This is a genomic window from Alkalicoccus saliphilus (assembly GCF_003044065.1).
In the GTDB taxonomy this organism is placed as follows: domain Bacteria; phylum Bacillota; class Bacilli; order Bacillales; family Salisediminibacteriaceae; genus Alkalicoccus; species Alkalicoccus saliphilus.
This window is the reverse complement of record NZ_PZJJ01000016.1, coordinates 53,691-74,444: the sequence shown is the minus strand read 5'-3', so window position 1 is coordinate 74,444 and position 20,754 is coordinate 53,691. Positions and strand designations below refer to the sequence as shown.

Here is a 20,754-nt window from a genome sequence, read left to right as displayed (position 1 = left end):
CCATGGCCGAAGGGCTGGAAAATAGCTGATGACGAGCCCCACGGCAAGCTTCCGCCGGGGAGTGCAGGAGAAAGCTATACATTCAGAAGAATAATTATTCTGAAACCAAGACTTAATCAACACTCTGGAGAAGCTGTCCTGAGAATCAAGACATGTTGATTAAATTATCAGTGCAGAATAGGCTTTCCAGTCGCTGTATAAGCTCCTTCTTTTACCGAGCCTGCCTTGGAGCTGGTCTTCAGCTGTTTGACCTGTACCGTGGTCTGACTGCGCTGAGCCCGGACCGCCCGGAAAGCCTAGGCGAAGGCAGGGCAGCTTCTTCGGAGTTTTATGAGTAATGGGCGTGTGAAATTTCAATCGTGCAGATACTTTCAAAAACAGCACGAAGCTTTTAAGGAATGTGCTGACGTCCCGGAGCATCGGGTGCTTTGAAAACTTACGGAGAAAATATAAGAAAGCCGAATATAAAAGCCATGAGCGCACCGACGATACTGAGGGCTGTGTACCAGAGAAAGGGCATCCGTTTTCCGGAGCGCAGCAGGTTGACCGCTTCTACGGCAAAAGTGGAAAAGGTAGTAAATGCACCGAAAAAGCCGGTTCCGGCTGTAACGAACCATGTGTTGTCGTAGGCATCCAGTGGAATTGTCTGCATATACAGGCTTAGAAAAACACCGAGTCCGAAAGAGCCGGTCACATTAACAAGAAGCATCGGGATCGGAATGGCCTGCTTTGAGAATTTCCGGGCGAAAAACATTCCGAGCATGTATCGGCATACTGCGCCTGCTGCCCCGGCAAACATCAGCCAGATAACAGTCATAGGGAAGGCCCTCCTTTCTCCCTAAGCAGAAACGAAACGGAATAGAAGCCTATAAGGGCGGCAGCGAGGCCTCCAAAAATAGACATCCCAAGGTAAATCACGGGTGCCGAGGCATCCCGGGCAGCGAGCATGACTGTATCAGAAGCAAGGGTGGACATCGTTGTCAGCCCGCCGCAGAAGCCGGTTCCAATACCGACCTTCACCCATTCGGGCGCTTTTTTAGTCAAAAACCAGGCAGTCACGCCGCCGAGTATAAAGCTGCCGCCTGTATTCTCAATAATTGTTCCGTAAGGATAGCCCGAAGGAAGGGCGGCGAGATTAATTATGTAGCGCAGAAGAGTCCCGAGAGCTCCTCCTGCAGTAACGGCTGCAATAATTTTCAGTGACATCCTTTCCGCTCCTTTCTACGGTCAATAAAGGCTTTTATTACATTTTTTCATTTTAACACGGGGGGCGTGGAGAACGTAATTGACATATTTTCTTTCCCCATGCTAAAGTTTGCATAAGAATTAACGATAATACCTCGTTAGGTGAGGCTCCTGTGCAGGAGATACGCTGCTGCCCAAAAACGTCTAAAGACGCCAATGGGTCAACAGAAACTATCGACATAAGGTGGTTTTTAATGCAGCTGGCTTCGTCCTATGCCGCACAGTGCTAAAGCTCTACGAATGGAGGGGAGTCTTTTGACAGAAGTGTGCATAAGCACCCTCTCTTTGCAGAGGGTGCTTTTTATTGACCCTTTATGAAGACATCCCGATTTTGAAAGGTGGTGGGGCAGATGGATCCCGTTCCGAGGCCGGACTTATGTATAAAAACAATACGAACAGACGGCAGGGCTGCCCTGTGGGTAAAAACCTGCCTGATAAAGGGGACATGAATTGATGGTGAAACTCAACCAGTATACGAGAGACGAATACAAAAAATTTATCATTTCCAAAATCGACGATGAAGCTTCACTGGAAGTTCATGAAACAATGATGGATCTGCATCCGACCGACCGATCGGAAATATACCGGGAACTGACGGAGCTTCAGCGTCATTTTATCCATCAGGTGCTCAGTCCGAAAGAAATCGGGGAAATTTTTGAGCAGCTTGAAACGGAAGAACAGGAACGGTTTATCCAGGAAGTTGACGAGCGTTACGCTGCAAGCATGTTTGATGCTATGTATGCAGATGATGCAGCGGATTTTCTGGCGGAAATGAAAGAAGAAAAAGCGAAAGAAATTCTCGGATCGATGCACCGGGAGGAAGCAGAAGAAGTCCGTGAGCTGATGTCCTACGAAGAAGGTACAGCCGGGGCACTCATGACAAAGGAATTCATTATTCTTCGGGAAAGCGAAAAAGTGAAGGATGTGCTCGTCAGGCTGCGTAAGGAAGCTCCTGAGGCAGAAACAATTTATTATCTTTATGTCATCGACGACGACCATAAACTGGCAGGGGTTGTATCCCTCAGAGATTTGATTATTGCTGATCCGGAAAACGAAGTGGTGGAACCGATGAGTACCCGGGTCGTCTCTGTTGATACAGAGGATGATCAGGAAGACATTGCAAGGCTGATCAAAAAGTACGATTTCCTTGCCGTGCCTGTTGTGACAAAACAAAATACACTCGTAGGAATTATTACGGTAGATGATATTCTGGATGTAGTAGAAGAAGAAACTGAGGAAGATTTCGGGGAAATTTCCGGGACAAGAGGTTCCCTGGACGCTAAAATTTCTTCTTTTGAAGCAGCGAAAAAAAGAGCCCCGTGGATTATAATACTTATGTTTCTCGGTTTGATTACGGCAAACGTCATCGGCCAGTTTGAAGAAACACTCGAAGCAGTCGTGCTGCTTTCTGTATTTATTCCGCTTATTATGGACTCTGCAGGTAATACTGGAACTCAGGCACTGGCGGTAATGGTCCGCCGGCTTGCTGTCGGGTCTCTGGATAGGGGAGCCGTACTCAGCATGGTAAGGAGGGAATTCGGGACGGGGATACTGCTCGGTTTATTTTGCGCAGTCACGCTTTTAATTCTCATTCCGTTTTTCTACGGCAGTTTTATGCTGGCAGGTATAGTCGGTCTGTCCCTCTTTTTAACGTTAAGCGTTGCTACGATTGTAGGAGCTGTTATTCCTATTATTATTAATAAGCTGAAAATTGACCCGGCCGTAGCTTCCGGACCTTTTATTACGACGCTGAATGACGTCATTGGACTGATGATTTATTTTTCTATCGCTACAGCAATGCTTCAATATCTCCCGCAGTAAAAAACATCTATTTATAAATGGAAAAGTCCCGGCCGAATATGGCCGGGACTTTTTTTGAATACAGTTACTGTTAAACGCCAACCTTACTTTCAAAACACCTGCGGAAACTCATAAACTTTTTTTTCGGGAAAAAGCAGAGAATACTGGTGAAGCTTTAATAAATAATAAAAAAGGATTAGTGCTGAATCTTTTCCCTTAGTTCCGGAGGACGGTTTAACATAAACTGTTCCAGTGTAAGCTGCCAGTGAACCATCTGCAGCTGTTCTCTAGCTCTTAACATGCCTGCATTTTCGAGCACCCGGATTGATCCTGTGTTATCATGCCGGCATTCTGCTGTTACCCTTGCAAGTCTGCACTGATCAAAAGCATAGGAGAGCACAGCGGAAAGTGCTTCGGAAGCGTATCCTTGCCGGCGCTGGTTTTTACATATGCCATAACCGATCTCTATGCCTTTATCCATCTGAGGCTTTCCTTTGAACCCAATATCACCAATTACTTCCCCGGTCGTATTTGAAAAAATAATCCAGGGACCCCAGCCGTATAAAGAAGGATCTTTTTGAAGGCTTTGAAGATGGGCGTTTAAATGAGCAGGGAAATAGTTGGCACGGAGCAGGCTTGGGAAAAGGTCGATTGACAGTGCTTCAAGTCTGAGTCGTGGTGAGTGAATGACCAATTCCATAAAAAAGTCCCCTTTCGGACTGCAAATAACATACTCTCTTAAACATTCCCTATTACTTATATAAATAAACTATGAAAGCTCAGCCGCTTTGAAAAAGTCTCTGCGCTTTTCATACTGTCAGGAAATAAATATAATCAGAAGGTAGGCCAGAGCCCCGAGGAACAATATCGTTTCGATAATGGAGCCTGTTTTGTAAAGCGGGAGACTCGTACGCTTTTTCCGGAACGGATAAAAGAGGGGCACCCCGCCGTAGGAAAAAAGGTCCGCCGTTATGTGGGCGGCTATTCCGAAGCAGATACCTGCGAAGAAAGGCTGATCGAGCTGCAGAAAGCCGTAGACCGCCAGAAAAAGAGCGAGGCCGGAATGAGTAATCCCCCGATGCCCGAATAAAAATTTAATGATAAAAGACAGTGGTTTCGCCCGTCTGCCAAGCCAGGAGCGGGTTTCGTCTATGTCAGGAAGAACGGCGCCGATTAAAATGCCGGCACCGGCTGCAGCACCCAATTCCCCTGAAAAAACAGGGAGGGGGCTTTCGGAAAGTAAAACAGCCCCTGCAGCAGCAGTGGCAAGATGACTATAATATCTCACATGCGAACATCCTTTCTCGTTGTCGGGCTTTAGTTTACCATAGGAAAGGAAGAGAGAAAAGCAGAAAAAGAGCTGAGGACATTCTTATATTAAGACGAAGCTTTAAAAAGAGATGAAAATGAAAGGAGGAAACATAACGTGGAAAAACCGCATTTATTTCAAAACAGAGCATTTCTGCTCGTATGGATGTCCGGACTGACAGTCATGCTCGGATTTTCTATGTTCTTTTTATCTGTTTTATGGTTTATCGTGGACGTACTGGAACAGCCGGCGGTCCTCGGGATCGTGTTAATGGCCGTATCCATTCCCCGGGTAGCCATGATGATTTACGGAGGCGTACTCGCTGATAAAATCCGAAAGTCCTTTATTATGTTTACAACGAACTTTCTCCAGGTCCTTGTTATGGCGGCCATGATTGTTTTATTCGTGAACGACTGGCTGCAGATCAGTTCGCTCATAGTAATTGCCCTTGTATTCGGTTTTTTGGACGCTTTTTTCTTTCCGGCTGTTTCTTCCATGATACCGATCATTGTCCGGGATGAAGAACTTCAAAGAGCGAATTCGCTTTTTCAGGGCTCCACGGAACTTATGTTTATTATCGGGCCGCTCATAGCAGGCTTTCTTCTGACGATCGGTGATTTCACGCTTACTTTTTCAGCAGCGGGACTGTTTATTTTAGTTTCTGCTGTTCTCGTTTTTCCTCCTTTTATTAAAGATCCAGAACCGGATAAAAGGCCGGAAGGGAGCACCGCAGTTACAGATTTAAAAGAAGGGCTGGCATACGTATGGAATTCCTCCCTTCACCGCTCAGGGACGTTTACAATTGTTATTATTAATTTGTTTATGATCGGCCCGCTCATCGTGAGCTTCCCGATTCTCGTCAGTGCGCTTGGTGGAACACCGTTTGAATTAAGTCTTTTAGAAGGAGGCCTCGCGGCAGGAACTTTCCTTGCAAGTGTGGCTCTGATCGCATGGAATGTCCGTAACAGAAGAGGGAGGCTCGTTCTTTATGCACTGCTGGCGAGCTTTATTCTCTTTTTCGTATTCAGTCAGGTCGAAACAATGCCATTTCTCGTACTGCTGACAGCTTTCAGCGGGTTTGCAGCTATGTTCGTTTATCTTCCGACCGTGACAATGGTTCAGGAAAAAACAGACAAAGCGAAGCTGGGAAGAGTGATGAGTATTATTACCCTCGCCGCAAGTGGATTTGAGCCGGTGGCTTTTGGGTTGATTTCTCTCCTTGTTGCAGCTCAGCTTCCTATTCAGACCATCTTGTCCGTGACGGCTGTAACAGGTCTTCTGCTCGGAGTGCTTCTCGTATGGAAAAGTCCTGACTTTCGTAAAATGGACTAACTCCGCTTCATTTTCACCCCGGCCGTGTTTATGTTTTTTAAAAAGGACAGGAGAATCCGCCTCAGACCTTCCGGATCGCTCAGCATAGGAAGGTGGCCTGTTTCGAGCTGCTGAACAGAATCGGGCGAAAAGTGTGCGATCATTTTTTTCTGCATGGATGAATTAAACTCTCTGTCTTTAGTCAGATTAATATACAACCGGGGGACTTCCGGAATGGAGGCGTGGCTTTTTTCTGTATATACGTGCACCGCTTCAGGGATAAAACCTTTTACAATTTCCTCTGTTTTATTTTCAGGTAAATCATTGCATAAGCCACTGCGAATAGCGGAATCCGGTGGTTTTGTCCCCCATTTTTTCAAAACGGCAGACATCACGATCCTCTTATGAAAAGGAAGAACGGACAAAAACGAACCGCCGTTTTTAGGGATGGCTGCCCCTACAGCAGCGAAGCCTGCAATCCTTCCGGGGAATTCAGCTGCTATTCTCAGAGCCGGGACACCGCCGAGAGAATGAGCGACAAGGATAAATGAGTCTACTTTCCATTCCTTCAGCTGATCTGCCATGTAAGAAACATAATCAGCCAGATGAAGATCCTTTCTTGAACTGGCTTCCTTTTCCCGGAGCGGGTATTCTACGAATAAATAAGGATGCTCCAGATCTGCTGCAGCACTGCTCCAGATTTCCCCTGTAAAACCTGCTCCATGAATGAATGCGAAACCGATTTTTTCTTCTTTTTGATTTTTCATTACAGGCAGTCTCCCTTCGTTAAGGCAGGTTCTGTGGACGCACGAAGCTGTTCGAAACGTATAGTGAAATTTACTGAGACGGAGAGATTTCACATGAAACTGTGTAAAACGCTGTTCACGGAAGAAAACTCAGCTTCCACCCGCCATGACGTCGGGAAGACCTTCTACCTGGCTGCGGATTCCTCTCTGCAGGACTGGACAAAGCGCTGGATCACATCTGCTTCCGAATAAGGAACTTCTTTTCCGTTAATTACTTGATGGTCAAGACTTCCGAGCCCCGTCAGGAGAACAAGATCATTTTCACCGGCGAGCGAAAGTGCTTTTTCCACCCCTTTGTCACGGTAAAGTTCCGTATGTTCCGGTATTTCGCTGAACCCTGCAAGCACTTCTTTTAAAATTACCGGACGTTCTGAACGGTCCGGGTGCTCCACGGTGACGACGACAGTTTCCGCCTGACCTTCCACCGCCTCCGCGAGCTCGGGATGCTGGCTTCTGTCCCGGATTCCATTACCTGCTATAAGCAGAATCAGTCTCCGGTAGTTCATTTTTCTGACAGATGTGATTACTTTTTTCAGAGCATCCGGAGTATGGGCAAAATCCGTTATAATACTGAACTTTTCACACGTATCGATAAACTGGAACCTTCCGGCCGGTGTCTGTATAGCAGGCGTCTGCTTGAGAAGTTTCGAAACCGGTACTTCCATGTGCAGGCAGGAGCATATGGCAGCCAGGAAGTTAGCGATATTATGATCTCCGAAAAACGGAAGGAAGACAACGTGTTTTTCTTTAGGAAGAAACAACGTGATAGTGGTACCTTCCGAAGTGATTTCTCTTACCGCAGCCCGGACATCCCCCTCCTCCCGCATGCCGTATGTGAGCATCGGGCCACCGAACGAGGCGGCAAGATCCCTTCCCATCCCTTCATCATCAAGATTTACAACAGCTTTTTTAACCTGCTGAAACAGCTGCATTTTTGCCGCTTTATACTCGGAAAATGAGCCGTGGTAATCAATATGCTCCGGGGTGAGGTTCGTATGAATGCCGATATCGAACAGAACGCCGGCCACACGCCGCTGGGATACGGCGATAGATGTCACTTCCAGTACTACCGCCTTGATCTTTTCTTCAGAAAACTTATGAAAAATATAATGGAGATCCGGAGCCTCCGGCGTCGTGTGTGTAGAATGAGGCAGCTCGCGCTTTTCTTTATGATCCAGCACTTTTTCGGTGCCGATGGAACCAGTTTTCATACCGCTCCCGTTTAACAGCTGGTGTACAAAGGAGGTTACCGTTGTTTTTCCATTGGTACCGGTAACAGCAAGAGTATCAATTTTTTCACAGGCACGGCCGTAAAGCTGCTGAGAAAAATAAGACATGGCAAGCTGGGAGTCGTCCGCCAGCATAAAGGATATGTACGGGAAATCTGCCTGCTTTTCTTTTAACAAGGAGGCGTTAGTACCAATAATGACGGCTGCTCCGTTCGCAGCGGCCTGATCAATATAATGATGACCATCCTGTTCTGCTCCTTTGATGCAGAAAAAAGCCGTCCCTGCAGTAACTTTCCGCGAATCGTACGCTACGTTTTGAATATCCACGTTATTCGGGGAAAATACCTGCTGGATACCTGCTTTATTTTCTAGGGTGTAATCGATCATCATACTGCTGTCATCCTCTCCAATTTGCTTAACTTCTCAGTGATGGTTTTCTTTTTTTATAATTTATGTATGTTATTAAGAACAATTATAACAATTATCCTACAAAATTCACACAAAGTCATTTCCAGAGTCGCAAATAAACGTTCCAGTGAACAATTGATCACTTTTGAACTACCAAATAGGATAAATAATCCTGTAAACTGGTTTTAAAAAATGAGGACATACAGTTACATTTTTAGACTTTCCAGTATGTTTACACGAATAAAGAGAGAGGGTATTTGTATCAGAAGTAAGAAGACTGACCGATTATATTTAGAGAGGAGTATGATAGACGATGAAAAAAACTGCTTTTATTACTTCGATGGCAGCTGCAGTACTTACTGTGGCTGCGTGTGGAAATAATGCGGAAAACGCTGCAGAGGACAATAATATGGAATTTAATAATAATGCAGATTATGATGAAAATAATATTGACGGAGAAGAGGAGGAAGAGCCGGAGAACCTGGAGGAAGAAAACGAGGAAGACGACTGGTTTGAAGACGAAAACAACCGCGAAGACAACGAAGTGGAGAACGAACCTGCCGAAGATGCAGAGTCTACTTATGACTATGGAGTCGAAGAACTGGAGCTGGAAATCGAAATGACGGACGGCTCAGAAATGACATATGAATATATGTACACGGGGGAAGAATTCACTGCAGAAGTGGAGATGGACAATGGAGAAGAGATAGTAACAGAAGGGACAGAAGCGGTGAATGAAGTAGAAACAATGCTCGAAGAAACGCACATAAGCCCGGAATCGACAGAAGAGGCTGCTGTAGGAGAAATTCTCGGTTACCTGGACCTGGACGAGGCGGAGCTGGAGTCCTTTGAATTAAGTCTTCTTTTCTCTGATGGAGAAACGCTGGAAGCAGAGAGATAATATTAGAACGCTGTTCTTCACCAGAAGATCCAGGATATTTTAATTCACCTGCAAAAATAACGGCGCGCATTGGAGCTGTCTTTCCGGAAGTAACGGAAGGCAGCTTTTTTTATTCGTTTTACGCAGGCTTCCTTGAAACTGACCAGTTATGTAATCGACACAACGCTGCTGCACGCTCAGCGGGGCTTACCCGAGGGCTAGTTCTCGACTAATTTCGGCGGGAAAACCGTCCGCCAAAATGGATTCTCGAACGGCGCTGATCCTCTGGGTGTCCCCGCCTTTGTTACACAGCGTAAAATAGTTTCATTTTTCATGGTGCAGGTTTAACTGCATCCAGGTCTTTGTCCGCTATTTATGTTTGCAGAAAAAATTAGCTTTCAAACGGCCTGCCGTGGAGGAGATATTCAGGTATGCTTACACACTGCGGGATTTTCCAATCTTCTTCTTCCACGAACCGGTTTCCGCTTCGTTTTTTATAGAAGGATGTTCTTTATTCCGTAAAACCGGTGCCCAGGTGATTTTTCGAGACGTCTGAGGAAGCACGCAGATCCTCCCGGATGGAAGGGACAGCTGAAGGCTTTCTCCGCGGCAGGTGTAAAGAGCCGCAGGCAACCTTCAAAAACAGCGCAGGTCTTTAACAGAGACACTCATGCAAAATTGTTGCATCATGATGGATGAAAACAGCCTTCTCTATCGTTCGTTTTACCAGAAGCTGTAGTGGACATGGAGGGACTCCTGAGCGATGAAGGCCGAGCCCGCTCGGAAAGTCTCTCCATGGAAACGAAAGCATACGTTCATTTTTTAAATTTTCAAGGGAGCCTTTACGTAAGAGCCGGGAAGAAAAAATACAAGAAAAGAATTGACACGTGAAGCAGAAAAGCCTAACATAAACCTAGAAAGGTTAACCGGTTCACCGCAAGTGACGGAGAGGGGGCCATCGATGGAAAAAAGAGCGACAATTAAAGAAGTAGCCGAAAAAGCGGGGGTCTCCAAAGCAACAGTTTCCTATGTGCTAAATAATACGAAAAAAGTTTCGGAATCAACGAAAGAACGGGTGCTGCAAGCTGCCCGGGAGCTGCAGTATGCACCTGATTTTACAGCTGTCAGCCTGACAAAAAAGAAATCACGGATGATTGGGGTTATTCTTCCGCTGATCAATGAATCCATTGCAGGAATCATGCAGGAAAATACATATTACAACGAGATGATCAGCGCGGTGGAAAAAACTTCCCGTGAAAATAACTACGATATTCTGCTGGCAGGCCTGGCCAGACCGGAAGATTACCGGAGCTGGGTGCAGAAGCGGCGGCTGGACGGACTGCTGTTTCTCGGTCTGTTTCCGGAAGGGATTTACAGAGAAATGCATAGCATGGATGTCCCGGCCGTGCTGATTGACACCTACGAATCCCACACGGAAAACTACCCGGCTGTAAATATTGATGATGAAAAAGGCGGGTGGCTGGCAGCGGATCATCTGATTTCCAACGGACACGATAAAATTGTGTTTTTAAGCGTCGATCTGGACAATCCGGTGGAAAAAGAAAGGTTTCAAGGATGTAAGAGAGCTTTAAAAGAAGCCGGTCTTCCACCACCTGCCGTTATGAAAGCAGAAGATATTCACAGTTTTGAGAGCGGTTACGAAGCTGGAAGGCAGCTGTTCAAAGAAAAAAAGTATACGGCAGTGATTTCCGGTTCTGATACGACAGCACTTGGAATTATACGGGCTGTACACGACGGTGGCGGAAAAACTCCGGAGGATTTGTCCGTTATCGGCTTCGATGACCTGAGGCTGAGCCGTTACGTTATACCTTCCCTGACAACAATCCGCCAGCATATCGAAAAAAAAGGCACGCTGGCAGCGGAAAAACTCGTCCGGGTAATGGAAGGGCAGGAAGAACAACCGGAGATGGTGGATGTAGAGCTTATCGTCCGCGAATCGACCGGAAAACGATAATAAAAGGAGATGGCAAAATGCACGTAACTATTTGGAACGAAAACAGACACGAAAAGAAAAATCCGGAAGTAGGGAAGGTTTACCCGGAAGGTATCCACGGAGCGCTCGAGCAGTTTCTGCAGGCGGAAGGGAGAACGACCGGTACGGCTGTTCTTGATGAGCCGGAACATGGTCTGACAGAAGATGTACTGAACAAAACGGACGTCCTTCTCTGGTGGGGGCACATTGCCCATGATGAAGTGTCAGATCATATTGTGGAACGGGTACACGAGCGGGTGCTAGAAGGCATGGGACTCATCGTCCTTCACTCCGGACACTTCTCTAAAATATTCAAGAAGCTCATGGGGACAACCTGTGACTTGAAGTGGCGTGAAGCAAATGAAACCGAGCGGCTGTGGGTGCTTGATCCATCCCACCCGATTACGGAAGGCATCGGGGAGTACATTGAGCTCGAGCGGGAAGAAATGTATGGAGAACACTTTGATATTCCGGCGCCGGATGAGCTTATCATGATGAGCTGGTTCGAAGGAGGAGAAGTGTTCCGCAGTCTCTGCACGTATCAGCGCGGAAATGGAAAAGTCGTTTACTTCCGGCCCGGCCATGAAACGTACCCGACGTACCATCATAAGGATATTCAGCGTGTCATTCAGAATGCTGTCAGCTGGGCTGCTCCGCTTAACAGGCCGCGCCCGGTTTACGGAAACCACGATAACCCGCTGGAAACTATTCAGCCGAAAGGAGATCTTTAAATGATAAAAGCAGCTGTTATTGGATGCGGAAGCATTGCCAGACATCGTCACCTGCTGGAGTACCAGGCAAATCCGGAGGTCGAAATCACGGCCGTCTGTGACATCAATCAGGAAAGAGCAGAGGATCTCGGCAGCATTTTCGATGCGATGGCCTACACAGATTACGAGGAAATGCTTGAACGGGAGGAAATCGACGTTGTCAGCGTCTGTACACCGAACTATCTTCACGCACCAATGACAATTAAGGCACTGGAATCAGGGAGGCACGTTCTCTGTGAAAAGCCGATGGCAACTTCAGCAGAAGAAGCGGATGAAATGATTGAAGCAGCGAAAAACGCCCGGAAGTGGCTGATGATTGCTCACAATCAGCGTTTCGTACCTTCCCATGAAAAAGCAAGACAGCTTATTTCCGACGGGGAAATCGGCAAAGTATACAGTTTCCGTACAGCATTCGGCCACGGTGGGCCGGAAGGTTGGAGCGCCGACGGGGCAGACAGCTGGTTCTTTAAGAAAGATGAAGCCTTTATCGGTGCAATGGGAGACCTCGGTGTCCATAAAACCGACCTTCTGCGCTTTATTTTAGGGGAGGAGATCGTCAGCGTCGGAGCATTTATCGAAACGAGTGCGAAAGATCATAGTACAGTCGATGATAATGCAGTATGTGTGCTCCGCACCGCCGGGGGCACGATAGGAACACTCGCAGCGAGCTGGTCATACGTCGGAGGGGAAGACAACTCCACCATTATTTACGGCGAAAAAGCGATGCTTCACCTGGAAGAAGACCCTGTAAACAACCTCGTAATTCAATATCACAACGGAGACCGCGTCAAGTTTGAACTCGGCGGCATACAGACAAATGAATCCGGCGGCCAGAAAAGCACAGGAGTGATCGATGCGTTTATCGAATCCGTACAGGCGGATACCGAGCCTCCCGTGCCCGGCGAAGAAGGAAAGAAGTCTCTTGAAGTTATTCTTGCCGCACTGGAAGCGGATGAAACAAAACGTATTATTGATTTGTAGGCAGGAGGCAGTCAGCCAATGAACCGTTTAAAAATAGGAATTATCGGAGCAGGAGGCATAGCGCGGGAAAGGCATATTCCCGTGCTGCTTCAGCTGAAGCACGAAGCGGAAGTTACTGCCGTGTGTGACATAAATATCGAAACCGCCAAGCAGGCGGCCGTTTCTTTTTCACAGCCGCACGTAACGACAGACTACCGGGAAGTTTTTTCCCGTACAGATGCCGTTATTATCTGTACGCCGAACAAATTTCATAAAGAAATAACCGTCGCAGCCCTGGAAGCAGGTGTCAACGTGTTCTGCGAAAAGCCGATGGCGATGAGTTCAGAAGAAGGAAAAGACATGCTTGAAACTTCCGAAAGAACCGGAAAAAAACTTCTGATTGCCTACCACTACCGTTCCATGAAAGAAAGCCAGGCAGCACAGAAGCTGATTGAAAAACAGGAAATCGGTGCACCGATGGTGGCAAGAGTGCAGGCGCTGCGGCGCCGGAAAGTACCTGGATGGGGTGTTTTCACGAACAAGGAAATGCAGGGCGGTGGCGCACTGATTGATTTCGGATGCCATTTTCTTGATTTGTCTCTCTGGCTGCTCGGAAGCCCGGAACCGGTGGAAGTAACCGGAAATACGTACAACCAGCTGAGTAAAATGGACGGTCAGGTGAATCAGTGGGGAAAAGTTGATAACGAATCGTTTGAAGTGGATGACCACGTAACAGCCTACATTCGTTTCGACAACGGGGCTTCGATGCTGTTCGAAACCTCCTGGGCGGCCAATGTAAAGGAAGATAAAGAGTACGTCAGCATTTCGGGTGATACCGGGGGGATCGATCTTTTCCCGCTGGAAGTGAATCAGGCAAAGCACGGGATGCTGTTGGACAGCACGATGAACTGGGTGCCGGGGGAAGAAAGCCCGGGACTGTTTCAGATGCAGAATTTTATTGACGCCTGCCGCGGAGAAGCAGAATTGATTGTACCTGCGGAAGAAGCGCTTAAAGTTCAGCGGATCATAGATGCCATATACGAGAGCAGTGACACCGGACGAAGTGTACAGCTGTAATTAAAGGAGGAAAACACATGAAAACGGGAGTATTTACAGTGCTTTTTTCAGAAAAGTCCTTTGAGGATATGCTCGATTACGTCAAAGAGGCAGGGGTGGAAGCCGTCGAAATCGGAACCGGAGGCTATCCGGGCAACGCCCATTGTGACATCGACGCGCTTTTGGAAGATGAAAATCTGCGCAGCGAATATCTTGAAAAGGTGCACAGCCGGGGGCTGACGATCAGTTCCTTCAGCTGTCACGGGAATCCAATTGACCCGAATGAGGCATTTGCACAGGAATCCTATGACATTCTTTTGAAAACGATCCGTCTTGCCTCATTGATGAATGTACCGGTCGTCAACGGATTTTCAGGCACGGCGGGAGACCACGAAGGAGCGAAATACCCGAACTGGCCGACGGCTCCGTGGCCGAATGAATACAGCGATGTTCTGAAATGGCAGTGGGAGGAGAAACTTATTCCGTGCTGGAAAAAGATCGGTGAAGAAGCCGAAGCGCACAATGTGAAGATCGGCCTGGAGCTGCATGGTGGGTTTCTTGTGCATTCCCCGCATACGATGCTGAAGCTTCGGGAAGCGACTTCCCCGGCTGTCGGTGCCAACCTGGATCCGAGCCACTTATGGTGGCAGGGTATTGACCCGGTTGCTGCTATCAAGATTCTTGGAAAAGCCGGTGCGCTGCATCATTTTCATGCCAAAGATACATACATTGACCAGGACAACGTCAATATGTATGGGCTGATTGATATGCAGCCTTACAGCGAAGTGCAGACGAGAGCATGGTCTTTCCGTTCTGTCGGCTGCGGTCACAGTATGCAGGAGTGGAACGATATGATCAGCGCCCTCCGTACCTATGGATACGATCACGTCGTAAGCATCGAGCACGAAGACCCTATTATGTCTATCGATGAAGGGTTCCAGCGTGCAGTTAATAATGTGAACAGCGTGATGATCCGTGAACAGCCCGGCGAGATGTGGTGGGTGTAGCATAAATTTTTTGTGGAAAGCTTCTGAAAGGAAATACTTGAAGAGGATGTCCCGGTACCGGTCTGCGGTGGGGCATCCTCTTTTTGGTTTTTCCGGGCAGGCCATGTCGGGATGTTTAATCACGATCAGAGGAAAATTAAACTTTAACCGGAGGTGTTTAATCATTATAGCCGGGTGATTTGTCATTTAAGGGATCATTAATCAGGTGCCGGCTGTTTTTAATCAGTAAAAGCTGCTTTCCGGGAAGAATTAATCAGTACAGACTCACCTTTGATCATCTGGAGGTCTCCTCTTCCACCCGAAAAAAATATTTTGTACAAATAAAATCTCATCTATTGCCGGTAGGAGGTTGTTTTTCTCAACTAAGTATATTAATATAATCTAAAACATAGTAAACAGGTAAGTTTTATAAAAATAAAGGGGGCATGGCAAATGAGCGGAGAACTTGTTTCCCTGCATCGCGTGCACAAAGCGTTTCAATCGAATGGACAGAAAACAGAAGTGCTGAAAGACATCAGCCTTTCTATAGAACAGGGGGAAACTGTTTCCATCCTCGGAAAAAGTGGATGTGGAAAAAGTACGCTGCTGAATGTGATCGGAGGATTCCATCCACCGACGGAAGGCACGGTTTACTTCGGGGAGGAGGAAGTCACTTCGCCATCCCGCCGGGCTATCATGCTGTTTCAGCACTATGCGCTTCTGCCGTGGCGTTCTGTACTGAAAAATGTAGAACTCGGTCTGGAGCCGGAAGGGCTTTCCAAAGAGGAGCAGCGGGAGCGTGCCGAGAGATACCTCGAACTCGTAGGGCTGAAGGACAGCCTGCATAAGTTTCCTTCAAGCCTTTCCGGGGGCATGCAGCAGCGGGTAGCTATTGCCAGAGCACTCGCCATTCGTCCGGAAATGATTTTAATGGACGAACCTTTTGCTGCTCTCGATACATTTACACGCTATTACCTTCAGGATGAACTGCTGAAAATACAGGAACAGGAAAAAACAAACATCGTGCTCGTTACGCATGATATTGACGAAGCTGTTTATTTGTCGGACAGGGTGTTTGTGATGGATGCCTCTCCAGGAAGAATCCGGCGCACGATTGAGGTTAATCTGCCCCGGCCACGGGACAGAAGCCACCGGGATTTTCAGTATTACAGGAAAATGATTCTCGACGAATTCGACTTCAGCCGCAGGGAAGAGCAGCTGGAGTACAACATTTAGAGCTGGAGGAAAAACTATGATTAAAGCAAAAAAACTGATCAGCTGCGGAGTTCTTTCCTCTATTCTGCTTCAGGCCTGTGGAAGCCCGGAAAGTACAGAAGAGGAAGAAGAAGTAATCCGGCTCGGACACCTCCCTATCACCCATGCCGCACCGCTGTATTTTCTTGACGATAACCAGGAGGAATACATGGACGGAGTCCGTGTGGAACTCATTCAGTTCAGCAGCTGGATCGAGCTGATGGATGCGCTTAACACTGGTAGAATTGACGGGGCCTCGGTCCTGTTTGAGCTTGCCATGAAAGCACGTGAACGGGGTATCGACATACAGGCGATGGCTCTCGGACACCGGGAAGGAAATCCAATCATCGTCGATCCGGAAGTGGACAGTCCGGAAGATCTCGTCGGTGAAACGGTAGCTATTCCACATACATTATCTGCCCACAACCTGCTTCTCGATGAAATGCTGAGCCGGTCCGGCCTTGAATATGAAGACGTAAATGTTGTGGAGATGCCGCCGCCGGAGATGCCGGCAGCACTTTCCGAAGGCCGCGTTTCCAGCTATATTGTGGCAGAACCTTTTGGAGCGCTTGGAGTAACGAACGAGATAGGAGAAGTAATGTACCAGTCCAGCGAATTCTGCCCGGACAACTGCCTTTGCTGCGCTCTCGTACTGCGGGAGGACTTCATGGAAGACTCCCCGGAAACAGCGGATCAGTTTATGGAAGGGTATCTTGCAGCAAGTGAGGAGGCAGGGGACGGATCGGAAGAATCTCTCCGTACGCATGCAGATTATCTGCCCGTGGAAGAAGGGGCGCTGGAACTTTCTCTGGAATGGATTTCCTACGATGATCTGGATATCAGAGAAGATGAGTATGAATATCTTCGGGAGAAACTCGTGGACATGGACCTGGTAGATGAACCGCCTTCCTACGAAGAATTTGTAAACCGCCGATACCTGGAGGAAAGAGGGTAATTTATGAAGCTTGGTCAATCCATATTATATGCTTTTACCGCATTTATAATCGTAATTATTATCTGGCAGTCGATCATCTGGATCGGTGACTATCCGGAAGCGCTGCTGCCGTCTCCGCTTATGGTTTTCTGGGGAATCGTCTCCATTATTCAGGACGGCACGCTGTTCACCCACGTGCAAATCAGCCTTTTCCGATTTTTTACCGGGTATTTAACAGCGGTCGTAGCAGCCGTTCTGCTCGGACTTCTTCTCGCGAGAACGACCCACATCTGGAGAATAGTCGACCCTGTCGTACAGGTTCTCCGGCCGGTTGCACCTGTCGCCTGGTCGCCATTTATCGTGCTCTGGTTCGGGATAGGCAATATGCCTGCCATTGTCATTATTTTTATTGCCGCTTTCTTTCCAGTGCTGCTTTCTACCGTATCAGCAGTGAAAAAAATTGATCCAACGTATTTGAAACTGGCAGAAAACATGGAGCTGAGCCGGACGTCGCTGCTATGGAAAATTATCTTTCCGGCGTCGTTCCCTTATATCGCCAACGGGCTGCACATTGCGGTGGGGACTGCCTGGATTTTCCTCGTTGCAGGGGAAATGATCGGAGCCCAGTCCGGCCTCGGCTATTTGATCGTCGATGCGAGAAACGCGCTTGATCTGGATCTCGTGCTCGCAGGTATTTTCTTTATCGGTGTACTTGGGCTGCTTCTCGACAAATCGATCGGCGTTTTCGAACGCTGGATCGGGCGTCAGTGGGGAGCAGAAGGCTGACAGCATATTTTCCTTTAAAAAAGCTGCCTCTGTCGAATAAAATCGACAAAGGCAGCTTTTTTTTGTATAAATTGTTTCAACCAATAGTTCAATAAATAATGCGTCGAAATAAAGTCCGGAGACCGTCACTGAAAAATTAATTTTCAACTCGACCGGCTTCTATCGCGATCATAGGGTTTCTGTTTAACAAATTGGCCCTGTTAAAGCTCCTTGTAATTATTTAAGGTTGCCTGCACCTCTGGACACCTGCCGTCCGGGAGGATCTGCGCCCTTCCGCAGGTGTCTCGAAAAATCGCATGGGGCTCGGTGTGGTGGAATAAAGAACAACGTTCATGAAAAGCAGATCTTTTCTTTTTCTTTGAAAAAAACGGAGTGGAAACCGGCGGACGCCTGTGGAAGAAGGAGATTGGAAGATCCCGCAGGGCGTAAGCGCGAGGAAGCTGAAAATCTCCTCCACGGCAGGCCGGTTGGAAGTGAAGTTTTTCTCCAGCCATCAACAGCGAACTTTAACATAGCTAACAAATTAAGAAGAAGTCCGCCTGTCAGCGGGCTTCTTCTTTTTCCAGTACAGCCGGCTCAAGCTCTTCACGGTCTACGCGGCGGCTGCAGCAGGAACAGTAATAGCTCATTTCCACTTCTGTCCGGCATTCTGTATGAATAAGCTTCTTGTAGCAAGGGTCAAGGTGGTCCCTGCCCCATAAAAGAAGTGCGTCAAAAACGGTAGAGAAAGCACTGCCGGCTTCTGTAGGGCGGTAACTGAAACGGGGAGGGTGCTCTGTGTAAAGCTTGCTTTCAACGAGCCCGAGTGTTTCAAGATGCTTCAGCCGTTCAGAAAGAATATTGGCGGAGATACCGGAAAGCTGTTTTTTCATTTCGTTAAACGTATGTCTGCCGATCAGCACTTCGTGAAGCACGAGCATCGTCCACCGGTCACCAACGAGGTTCAGGGTCTGGGCAATATTACATTCCATTGGATAACGTTGTTTCATGATAAAACCACCTTAAATAGTCGGGATTATTTTTCATTTGCTCAGTTTCTTTCTAAACCAATACATATTGAATTAAACCCTATTATACCGGAGAAAAAAACTTTCTCAAGCTAGTGGGTTGTTTTTTTTAACTTCGTGCGGTAGAATAATCCTTATTAAGTTGATAGGATTAATACAAACAGGGAGGAATTACACATGGGTTTATATTTAATTGAATCATCACTGAATGAAAGCTTGAAAAATACAGAGGCATTTGAACAAAAGGTGGAGAAACTTGAAGAAAATCTTCAGGAAGAACTGATTGAAGTACAGGTAGCTTCCGACTTCGGCCGTGCTTTTTTTATTTTTGAGGCAGACGATGAAAGCAGCCTGAAACAGCAGCTGGAAAAAGAAGAGCTTCCAGTGGACCTCTCCAAAGAAGTACGCATCGTAGGACAGGACCTGGAGGAAGCAAAGCAGCAAAAAGAAAAAATCAACTACCTTGTCGAGTGGAACCTTCCAGATAACCTGACAATGGATCAGTATCTCGAGAGAAAAAAGAAAAATTCCGTTCACTATGCGGAAGTACCGGAAGTATCTTTTTCCCGTACGTACGTCTGCGAAGATATGACAAAATGTCTCTGCTTCTATGATGCTCCGGATGATGAATCTGTTGTCCGTGCAAGAGAAGCAGTAAAAGCCCCGATCGACAGTATTACGCAGCTTTCCGACAAAAAATAAAAGCTCAATAATAAGGAGGACCCTGCCGTGCCTGCAATCAATCATGATGTACAACTGGATACCCTGCTTCAGCAGGAACTGAAGCCGCTCGTCCGGGCAATAGATGAAAAAGCATATTACCCGCGGGATTTTCTGCTGCAGCTAGGCAGAAATGGTTTTTTATCCTCAGAAGATAAGACAGTAGCGGAAGCAGCTGTGCAGGAAGTGAAAGTAGTGCAGCAGGTGTCCTCCTACTGTATGACGACTGGTTTCAATCTCTGGTGCCATATGGCGGCATTGACTTACGTGCGTCATACTGAAAACGAGGAATTGAAGGAACGTTTTCTTCCGGCTTTGGAAAATGGAGAAATCCTCGGTGCCACAGGGCTTTCCAACCCGATGAAGTTTTATGCAGACCTTGAAAAGCTGCACTTGAAAGCCGAGCGTGTAAACGGCGGCTACAAGCTGAATGGTGCTCTTCCTGCGGTGTCCAACCTGGGGGAGGGGCACTGGTTTGGAGCCGTTGCTTCAGAAAATGGCCGGCGCATTATGGTTTTTGTCCCATGCAGTGACGAAAATCTGCAGCTGAAAGAAAAAGTATCCTACCTTGGGCTGAACGGCAGTGCCACGTTTGCCTGCCGCTTCGACGGAGTATTTATCCCTGACAGCCAGGTGCTTGCAGAAGACGCGGATACGTTCGTGCAGAAAATCCGGCCGTATTTCGTGACGTATCAGGTGCCTGTTGGTCTTGGAGTAATAGAGGCTGCTATCCGTTCGGTAGAGAAGTGTGTGAACAAGCAGAGCGGTGCCAATCAGTATCTTCCGGTACAGGCAGAGGATCTTCAAGTCCGTTTCGATGCGGTTCAGGAACAGTTCAGAGATCTGCTGGAAACCGGGGTGTCCTGGAAAGGGATCCTATCGGTCCGGAAAGATACCGTCTATTTAACGATGGACGCCGTGCACGCAGCGATGATGCATGCCGGAGGCTCGGCTTATCTGCAGACGAGTGCGGACGGCCGGCGCCTGCGGGAAGCATATTTCTTCATGAATCTGACACCGACCGTAAAGCATCTGGAAAAAATGTTTCAATAACAAATTAAAGAGGAGCTGTCCTGAACAAATAGGACAGCTCCTCTTTAATTTGTGATGCGTGCAGTCTGATGATTAACGGCAGGTCTGTAATGATTAATTCCTCCCGGCGATCAGTAAATATTGATTAAAAACAGCCGGTAATGATTAAAAACGATCTTATTGACAAATAACCGGTCTATAATGATTAAACCGTCCCCGTTAAAGTTAATACTATCTATTATAATGATTAAAGGCCAGCGCCTCAGAA

At 47.4% G+C, this 20,754-nt stretch carries 20 protein-coding genes and 1 riboswitch; of the genes, 13 read left to right on the top strand and 7 right to left on the bottom strand.

Annotated elements, in window-relative coordinates:
- Positions 1 to 436: 436 nt before the first annotated feature.
- The gene (gene crcB / locus C6Y45_RS10650) at positions 437 to 817 is read right to left on the bottom strand and encodes a fluoride efflux transporter CrcB (RefSeq protein ID WP_107585198.1); all 381 of its coding nucleotides are present in this window, start codon (positions 815 to 817) and stop codon (positions 437 to 439) included.
- Entirely contained in the window at positions 814 to 1,206 is a 393-nt protein-coding gene (locus C6Y45_RS10645; protein ID WP_107585197.1) for a fluoride efflux transporter FluC, read from the bottom strand. Before C6Y45_RS10645 ends, crcB begins: the two co-directional genes overlap by 4 nt.
- A 126-nt stretch (positions 1,207 to 1,332) precedes the next feature.
- Positions 1,333 to 1,498: riboswitch (M-box (ykoK) riboswitch) on the top strand.
- A gap of 200 nt (positions 1,499 to 1,698) precedes the next feature.
- Between C6Y45_RS10645 and mgtE the strand changes: the two genes are divergently transcribed.
- Positions 1,699 to 3,066 carry a magnesium transporter gene (gene mgtE / locus C6Y45_RS10640; RefSeq protein ID WP_107585196.1) on the top strand — a complete coding sequence of 456 codons (1,368 nt, stop codon included), beginning with the start codon at positions 1,699 to 1,701 and terminating at the stop codon, positions 3,064 to 3,066.
- 175 nt (positions 3,067 to 3,241) lie between these two features.
- On the opposite strand, the gene C6Y45_RS10635 is transcribed toward mgtE, so the two are convergent.
- Entirely contained in the window at positions 3,242 to 3,745 is a 504-nt protein-coding gene (locus C6Y45_RS10635) for a GNAT family N-acetyltransferase (protein ID WP_107585195.1), read from the bottom strand.
- 117 nt (positions 3,746 to 3,862) lie between these two features.
- Positions 3,863 to 4,333, bottom strand: coding sequence for a metal-dependent hydrolase (locus tag C6Y45_RS10630; protein ID WP_107585194.1), 471 nt, complete (start codon positions 4,331 to 4,333; stop codon positions 3,863 to 3,865).
- Positions 4,334 to 4,471: 138 nt separating this feature from the next.
- On the opposite strand from C6Y45_RS10630, the gene C6Y45_RS10625 reads away from it, so the two are divergent.
- Positions 4,472 to 5,686: an MFS transporter gene (locus C6Y45_RS10625; RefSeq protein WP_245922639.1), complete on the top strand. Its 1,215-nt coding sequence runs from the start codon at positions 4,472 to 4,474 to the stop codon at positions 5,684 to 5,686.
- On the opposite strand, the gene C6Y45_RS10620 is transcribed toward C6Y45_RS10625, so the two are convergent.
- Both C6Y45_RS10620 and C6Y45_RS10615 read right to left on the bottom strand, forming a co-directional pair.
- The gene (locus C6Y45_RS10620) at positions 5,683 to 6,432 is read right to left on the bottom strand and encodes an alpha/beta fold hydrolase (protein WP_107585193.1); all 750 of its coding nucleotides are present in this window, start codon (positions 6,430 to 6,432) and stop codon (positions 5,683 to 5,685) included. The genes C6Y45_RS10625 and C6Y45_RS10620 overlap by 4 nt on opposite strands.
- Positions 6,433 to 6,596: 164 nt before the next feature.
- Positions 6,597 to 8,090: a UDP-N-acetylmuramoyl-L-alanyl-D-glutamate--2,6-diaminopimelate ligase gene (locus C6Y45_RS10615; RefSeq protein ID WP_107585192.1), complete on the bottom strand. Its 1,494-nt coding sequence runs from the start codon at positions 8,088 to 8,090 to the stop codon at positions 6,597 to 6,599.
- A gap of 331 nt (positions 8,091 to 8,421) precedes the next feature.
- Here C6Y45_RS10615 and C6Y45_RS10610 point away from each other — a divergent pair, with 331 nt between their 5' ends.
- From C6Y45_RS10610 to C6Y45_RS10570, 9 genes are all read left to right on the top strand, one after another.
- The gene (locus C6Y45_RS10610) at positions 8,422 to 9,009 is read left to right on the top strand and encodes a YusW family protein (protein ID WP_107585191.1); all 588 of its coding nucleotides are present in this window, start codon (positions 8,422 to 8,424) and stop codon (positions 9,007 to 9,009) included.
- A 940-nt stretch (positions 9,010 to 9,949) separates the two neighbouring features.
- Positions 9,950 to 10,963: a LacI family DNA-binding transcriptional regulator gene (locus C6Y45_RS10605; RefSeq protein WP_107585190.1), complete on the top strand. Its 1,014-nt coding sequence runs from the start codon at positions 9,950 to 9,952 to the stop codon at positions 10,961 to 10,963.
- A 17-nt stretch (positions 10,964 to 10,980) separates the two neighbouring features.
- Positions 10,981 to 11,712 (top strand): ThuA domain-containing protein, encoded by a 732-nt coding sequence (locus C6Y45_RS10600; protein ID WP_107585189.1) that lies wholly within the window; start codon positions 10,981 to 10,983, stop codon positions 11,710 to 11,712.
- Entirely contained in the window at positions 11,713 to 12,732 is a 1,020-nt protein-coding gene (locus C6Y45_RS10595) for a Gfo/Idh/MocA family protein (RefSeq protein WP_107585188.1), read from the top strand.
- Between the two features lie 18 nt (positions 12,733 to 12,750).
- Positions 12,751 to 13,788, top strand: a complete 1,038-nt coding sequence (locus C6Y45_RS10590; protein WP_107585187.1) for a Gfo/Idh/MocA family protein — start codon at positions 12,751 to 12,753, stop codon at positions 13,786 to 13,788.
- A 17-nt stretch (positions 13,789 to 13,805) separates the two neighbouring features.
- Positions 13,806 to 14,774, top strand: a complete 969-nt coding sequence (locus C6Y45_RS10585; RefSeq protein WP_107585186.1) for a sugar phosphate isomerase/epimerase family protein — start codon at positions 13,806 to 13,808, stop codon at positions 14,772 to 14,774.
- Between the two features lie 432 nt (positions 14,775 to 15,206).
- Positions 15,207 to 15,989 (top strand): ABC transporter ATP-binding protein, encoded by a 783-nt coding sequence (locus C6Y45_RS10580; protein WP_107585185.1) that lies wholly within the window; start codon positions 15,207 to 15,209, stop codon positions 15,987 to 15,989.
- Between the two features lie 16 nt (positions 15,990 to 16,005).
- Positions 16,006 to 16,962, top strand: coding sequence for an ABC transporter substrate-binding protein (locus tag C6Y45_RS10575; RefSeq protein ID WP_107585184.1), 957 nt, complete (start codon positions 16,006 to 16,008; stop codon positions 16,960 to 16,962).
- Between the two features lie 3 nt (positions 16,963 to 16,965).
- Complete coding sequence (locus C6Y45_RS10570; RefSeq protein ID WP_107585183.1) at positions 16,966 to 17,727, top strand: ABC transporter permease; 762 nt, start codon at positions 16,966 to 16,968, stop codon at positions 17,725 to 17,727.
- Positions 17,728 to 18,269: 542 nt separating this feature from the next.
- Here the strand turns inward: C6Y45_RS10570 and C6Y45_RS10565 are convergent.
- Positions 18,270 to 18,716, bottom strand: coding sequence for a winged helix-turn-helix transcriptional regulator (locus C6Y45_RS10565; protein WP_107585182.1), 447 nt, complete (start codon positions 18,714 to 18,716; stop codon positions 18,270 to 18,272).
- 195 nt (positions 18,717 to 18,911) lie between these two features.
- On the opposite strand from C6Y45_RS10565, the gene C6Y45_RS10560 reads away from it, so the two are divergent.
- On the top strand, positions 18,912 to 19,436 hold the full coding sequence (locus C6Y45_RS10560; protein ID WP_107585181.1) for a DUF4242 domain-containing protein: 525 nt from the start codon (positions 18,912 to 18,914) through the stop codon (positions 19,434 to 19,436).
- 27 nt (positions 19,437 to 19,463) lie between these two features.
- Positions 19,464 to 20,507: an acyl-CoA dehydrogenase family protein gene (locus C6Y45_RS10555; protein WP_107585180.1), complete on the top strand. Its 1,044-nt coding sequence runs from the start codon at positions 19,464 to 19,466 to the stop codon at positions 20,505 to 20,507.
- The last annotated feature ends 247 nt before the right edge of the window (positions 20,508 to 20,754 follow it).

Excerpts from the sequence above, each read along its gene's own strand:
- mgtE (WP_107585196.1), top strand. The coding sequence starts at position 1,699 with ATGGTGAAACTCAACCAGTATACGAGAGACGAATACAAAAAATTTATC.
- C6Y45_RS10585 (WP_107585186.1), top strand. The coding sequence starts at position 13,806 with ATGAAAACGGGAGTATTTACAGTGCTTTTTTCAGAAAAGTCCTTTGAG.
- C6Y45_RS10570 (WP_107585183.1), top strand. The coding sequence starts at position 16,966 with ATGAAGCTTGGTCAATCCATATTATATGCTTTTACCGCATTTATAATC.
- C6Y45_RS10635 (WP_107585195.1), bottom strand. The coding sequence starts at position 3,745 with ATGGAATTGGTCATTCACTCACCACGACTCAGACTTGAAGCACTGTCA.
- C6Y45_RS10580 (WP_107585185.1), top strand. The coding sequence starts at position 15,207 with ATGAGCGGAGAACTTGTTTCCCTGCATCGCGTGCACAAAGCGTTTCAA.
- C6Y45_RS10575 (WP_107585184.1), top strand. The coding sequence starts at position 16,006 with ATGATTAAAGCAAAAAAACTGATCAGCTGCGGAGTTCTTTCCTCTATT.
- C6Y45_RS10610 (WP_107585191.1), top strand. The coding sequence starts at position 8,422 with ATGAAAAAAACTGCTTTTATTACTTCGATGGCAGCTGCAGTACTTACT.
- C6Y45_RS10600 (WP_107585189.1), top strand. The coding sequence starts at position 10,981 with ATGCACGTAACTATTTGGAACGAAAACAGACACGAAAAGAAAAATCCG.
- C6Y45_RS10560 (WP_107585181.1), top strand. The coding sequence starts at position 18,912 with ATGGGTTTATATTTAATTGAATCATCACTGAATGAAAGCTTGAAAAAT.
- C6Y45_RS10605 (WP_107585190.1), top strand. The coding sequence starts at position 9,950 with ATGGAAAAAAGAGCGACAATTAAAGAAGTAGCCGAAAAAGCGGGGGTC.
- C6Y45_RS10595 (WP_107585188.1), top strand. The coding sequence starts at position 11,713 with ATGATAAAAGCAGCTGTTATTGGATGCGGAAGCATTGCCAGACATCGT.
- C6Y45_RS10615 (WP_107585192.1), bottom strand. The coding sequence starts at position 8,090 with ATGATGATCGATTACACCCTAGAAAATAAAGCAGGTATCCAGCAGGTA.
- C6Y45_RS10590 (WP_107585187.1), top strand. The coding sequence starts at position 12,751 with ATGAACCGTTTAAAAATAGGAATTATCGGAGCAGGAGGCATAGCGCGG.
- crcB (WP_107585198.1), bottom strand. The coding sequence starts at position 817 with ATGACTGTTATCTGGCTGATGTTTGCCGGGGCAGCAGGCGCAGTATGC.
- C6Y45_RS10565 (WP_107585182.1), bottom strand. The coding sequence starts at position 18,716 with ATGAAACAACGTTATCCAATGGAATGTAATATTGCCCAGACCCTGAAC.
- C6Y45_RS10620 (WP_107585193.1), bottom strand. The coding sequence starts at position 6,432 with ATGAAAAATCAAAAAGAAGAAAAAATCGGTTTCGCATTCATTCATGGA.
- C6Y45_RS10645 (WP_107585197.1), bottom strand. The coding sequence starts at position 1,206 with ATGTCACTGAAAATTATTGCAGCCGTTACTGCAGGAGGAGCTCTCGGG.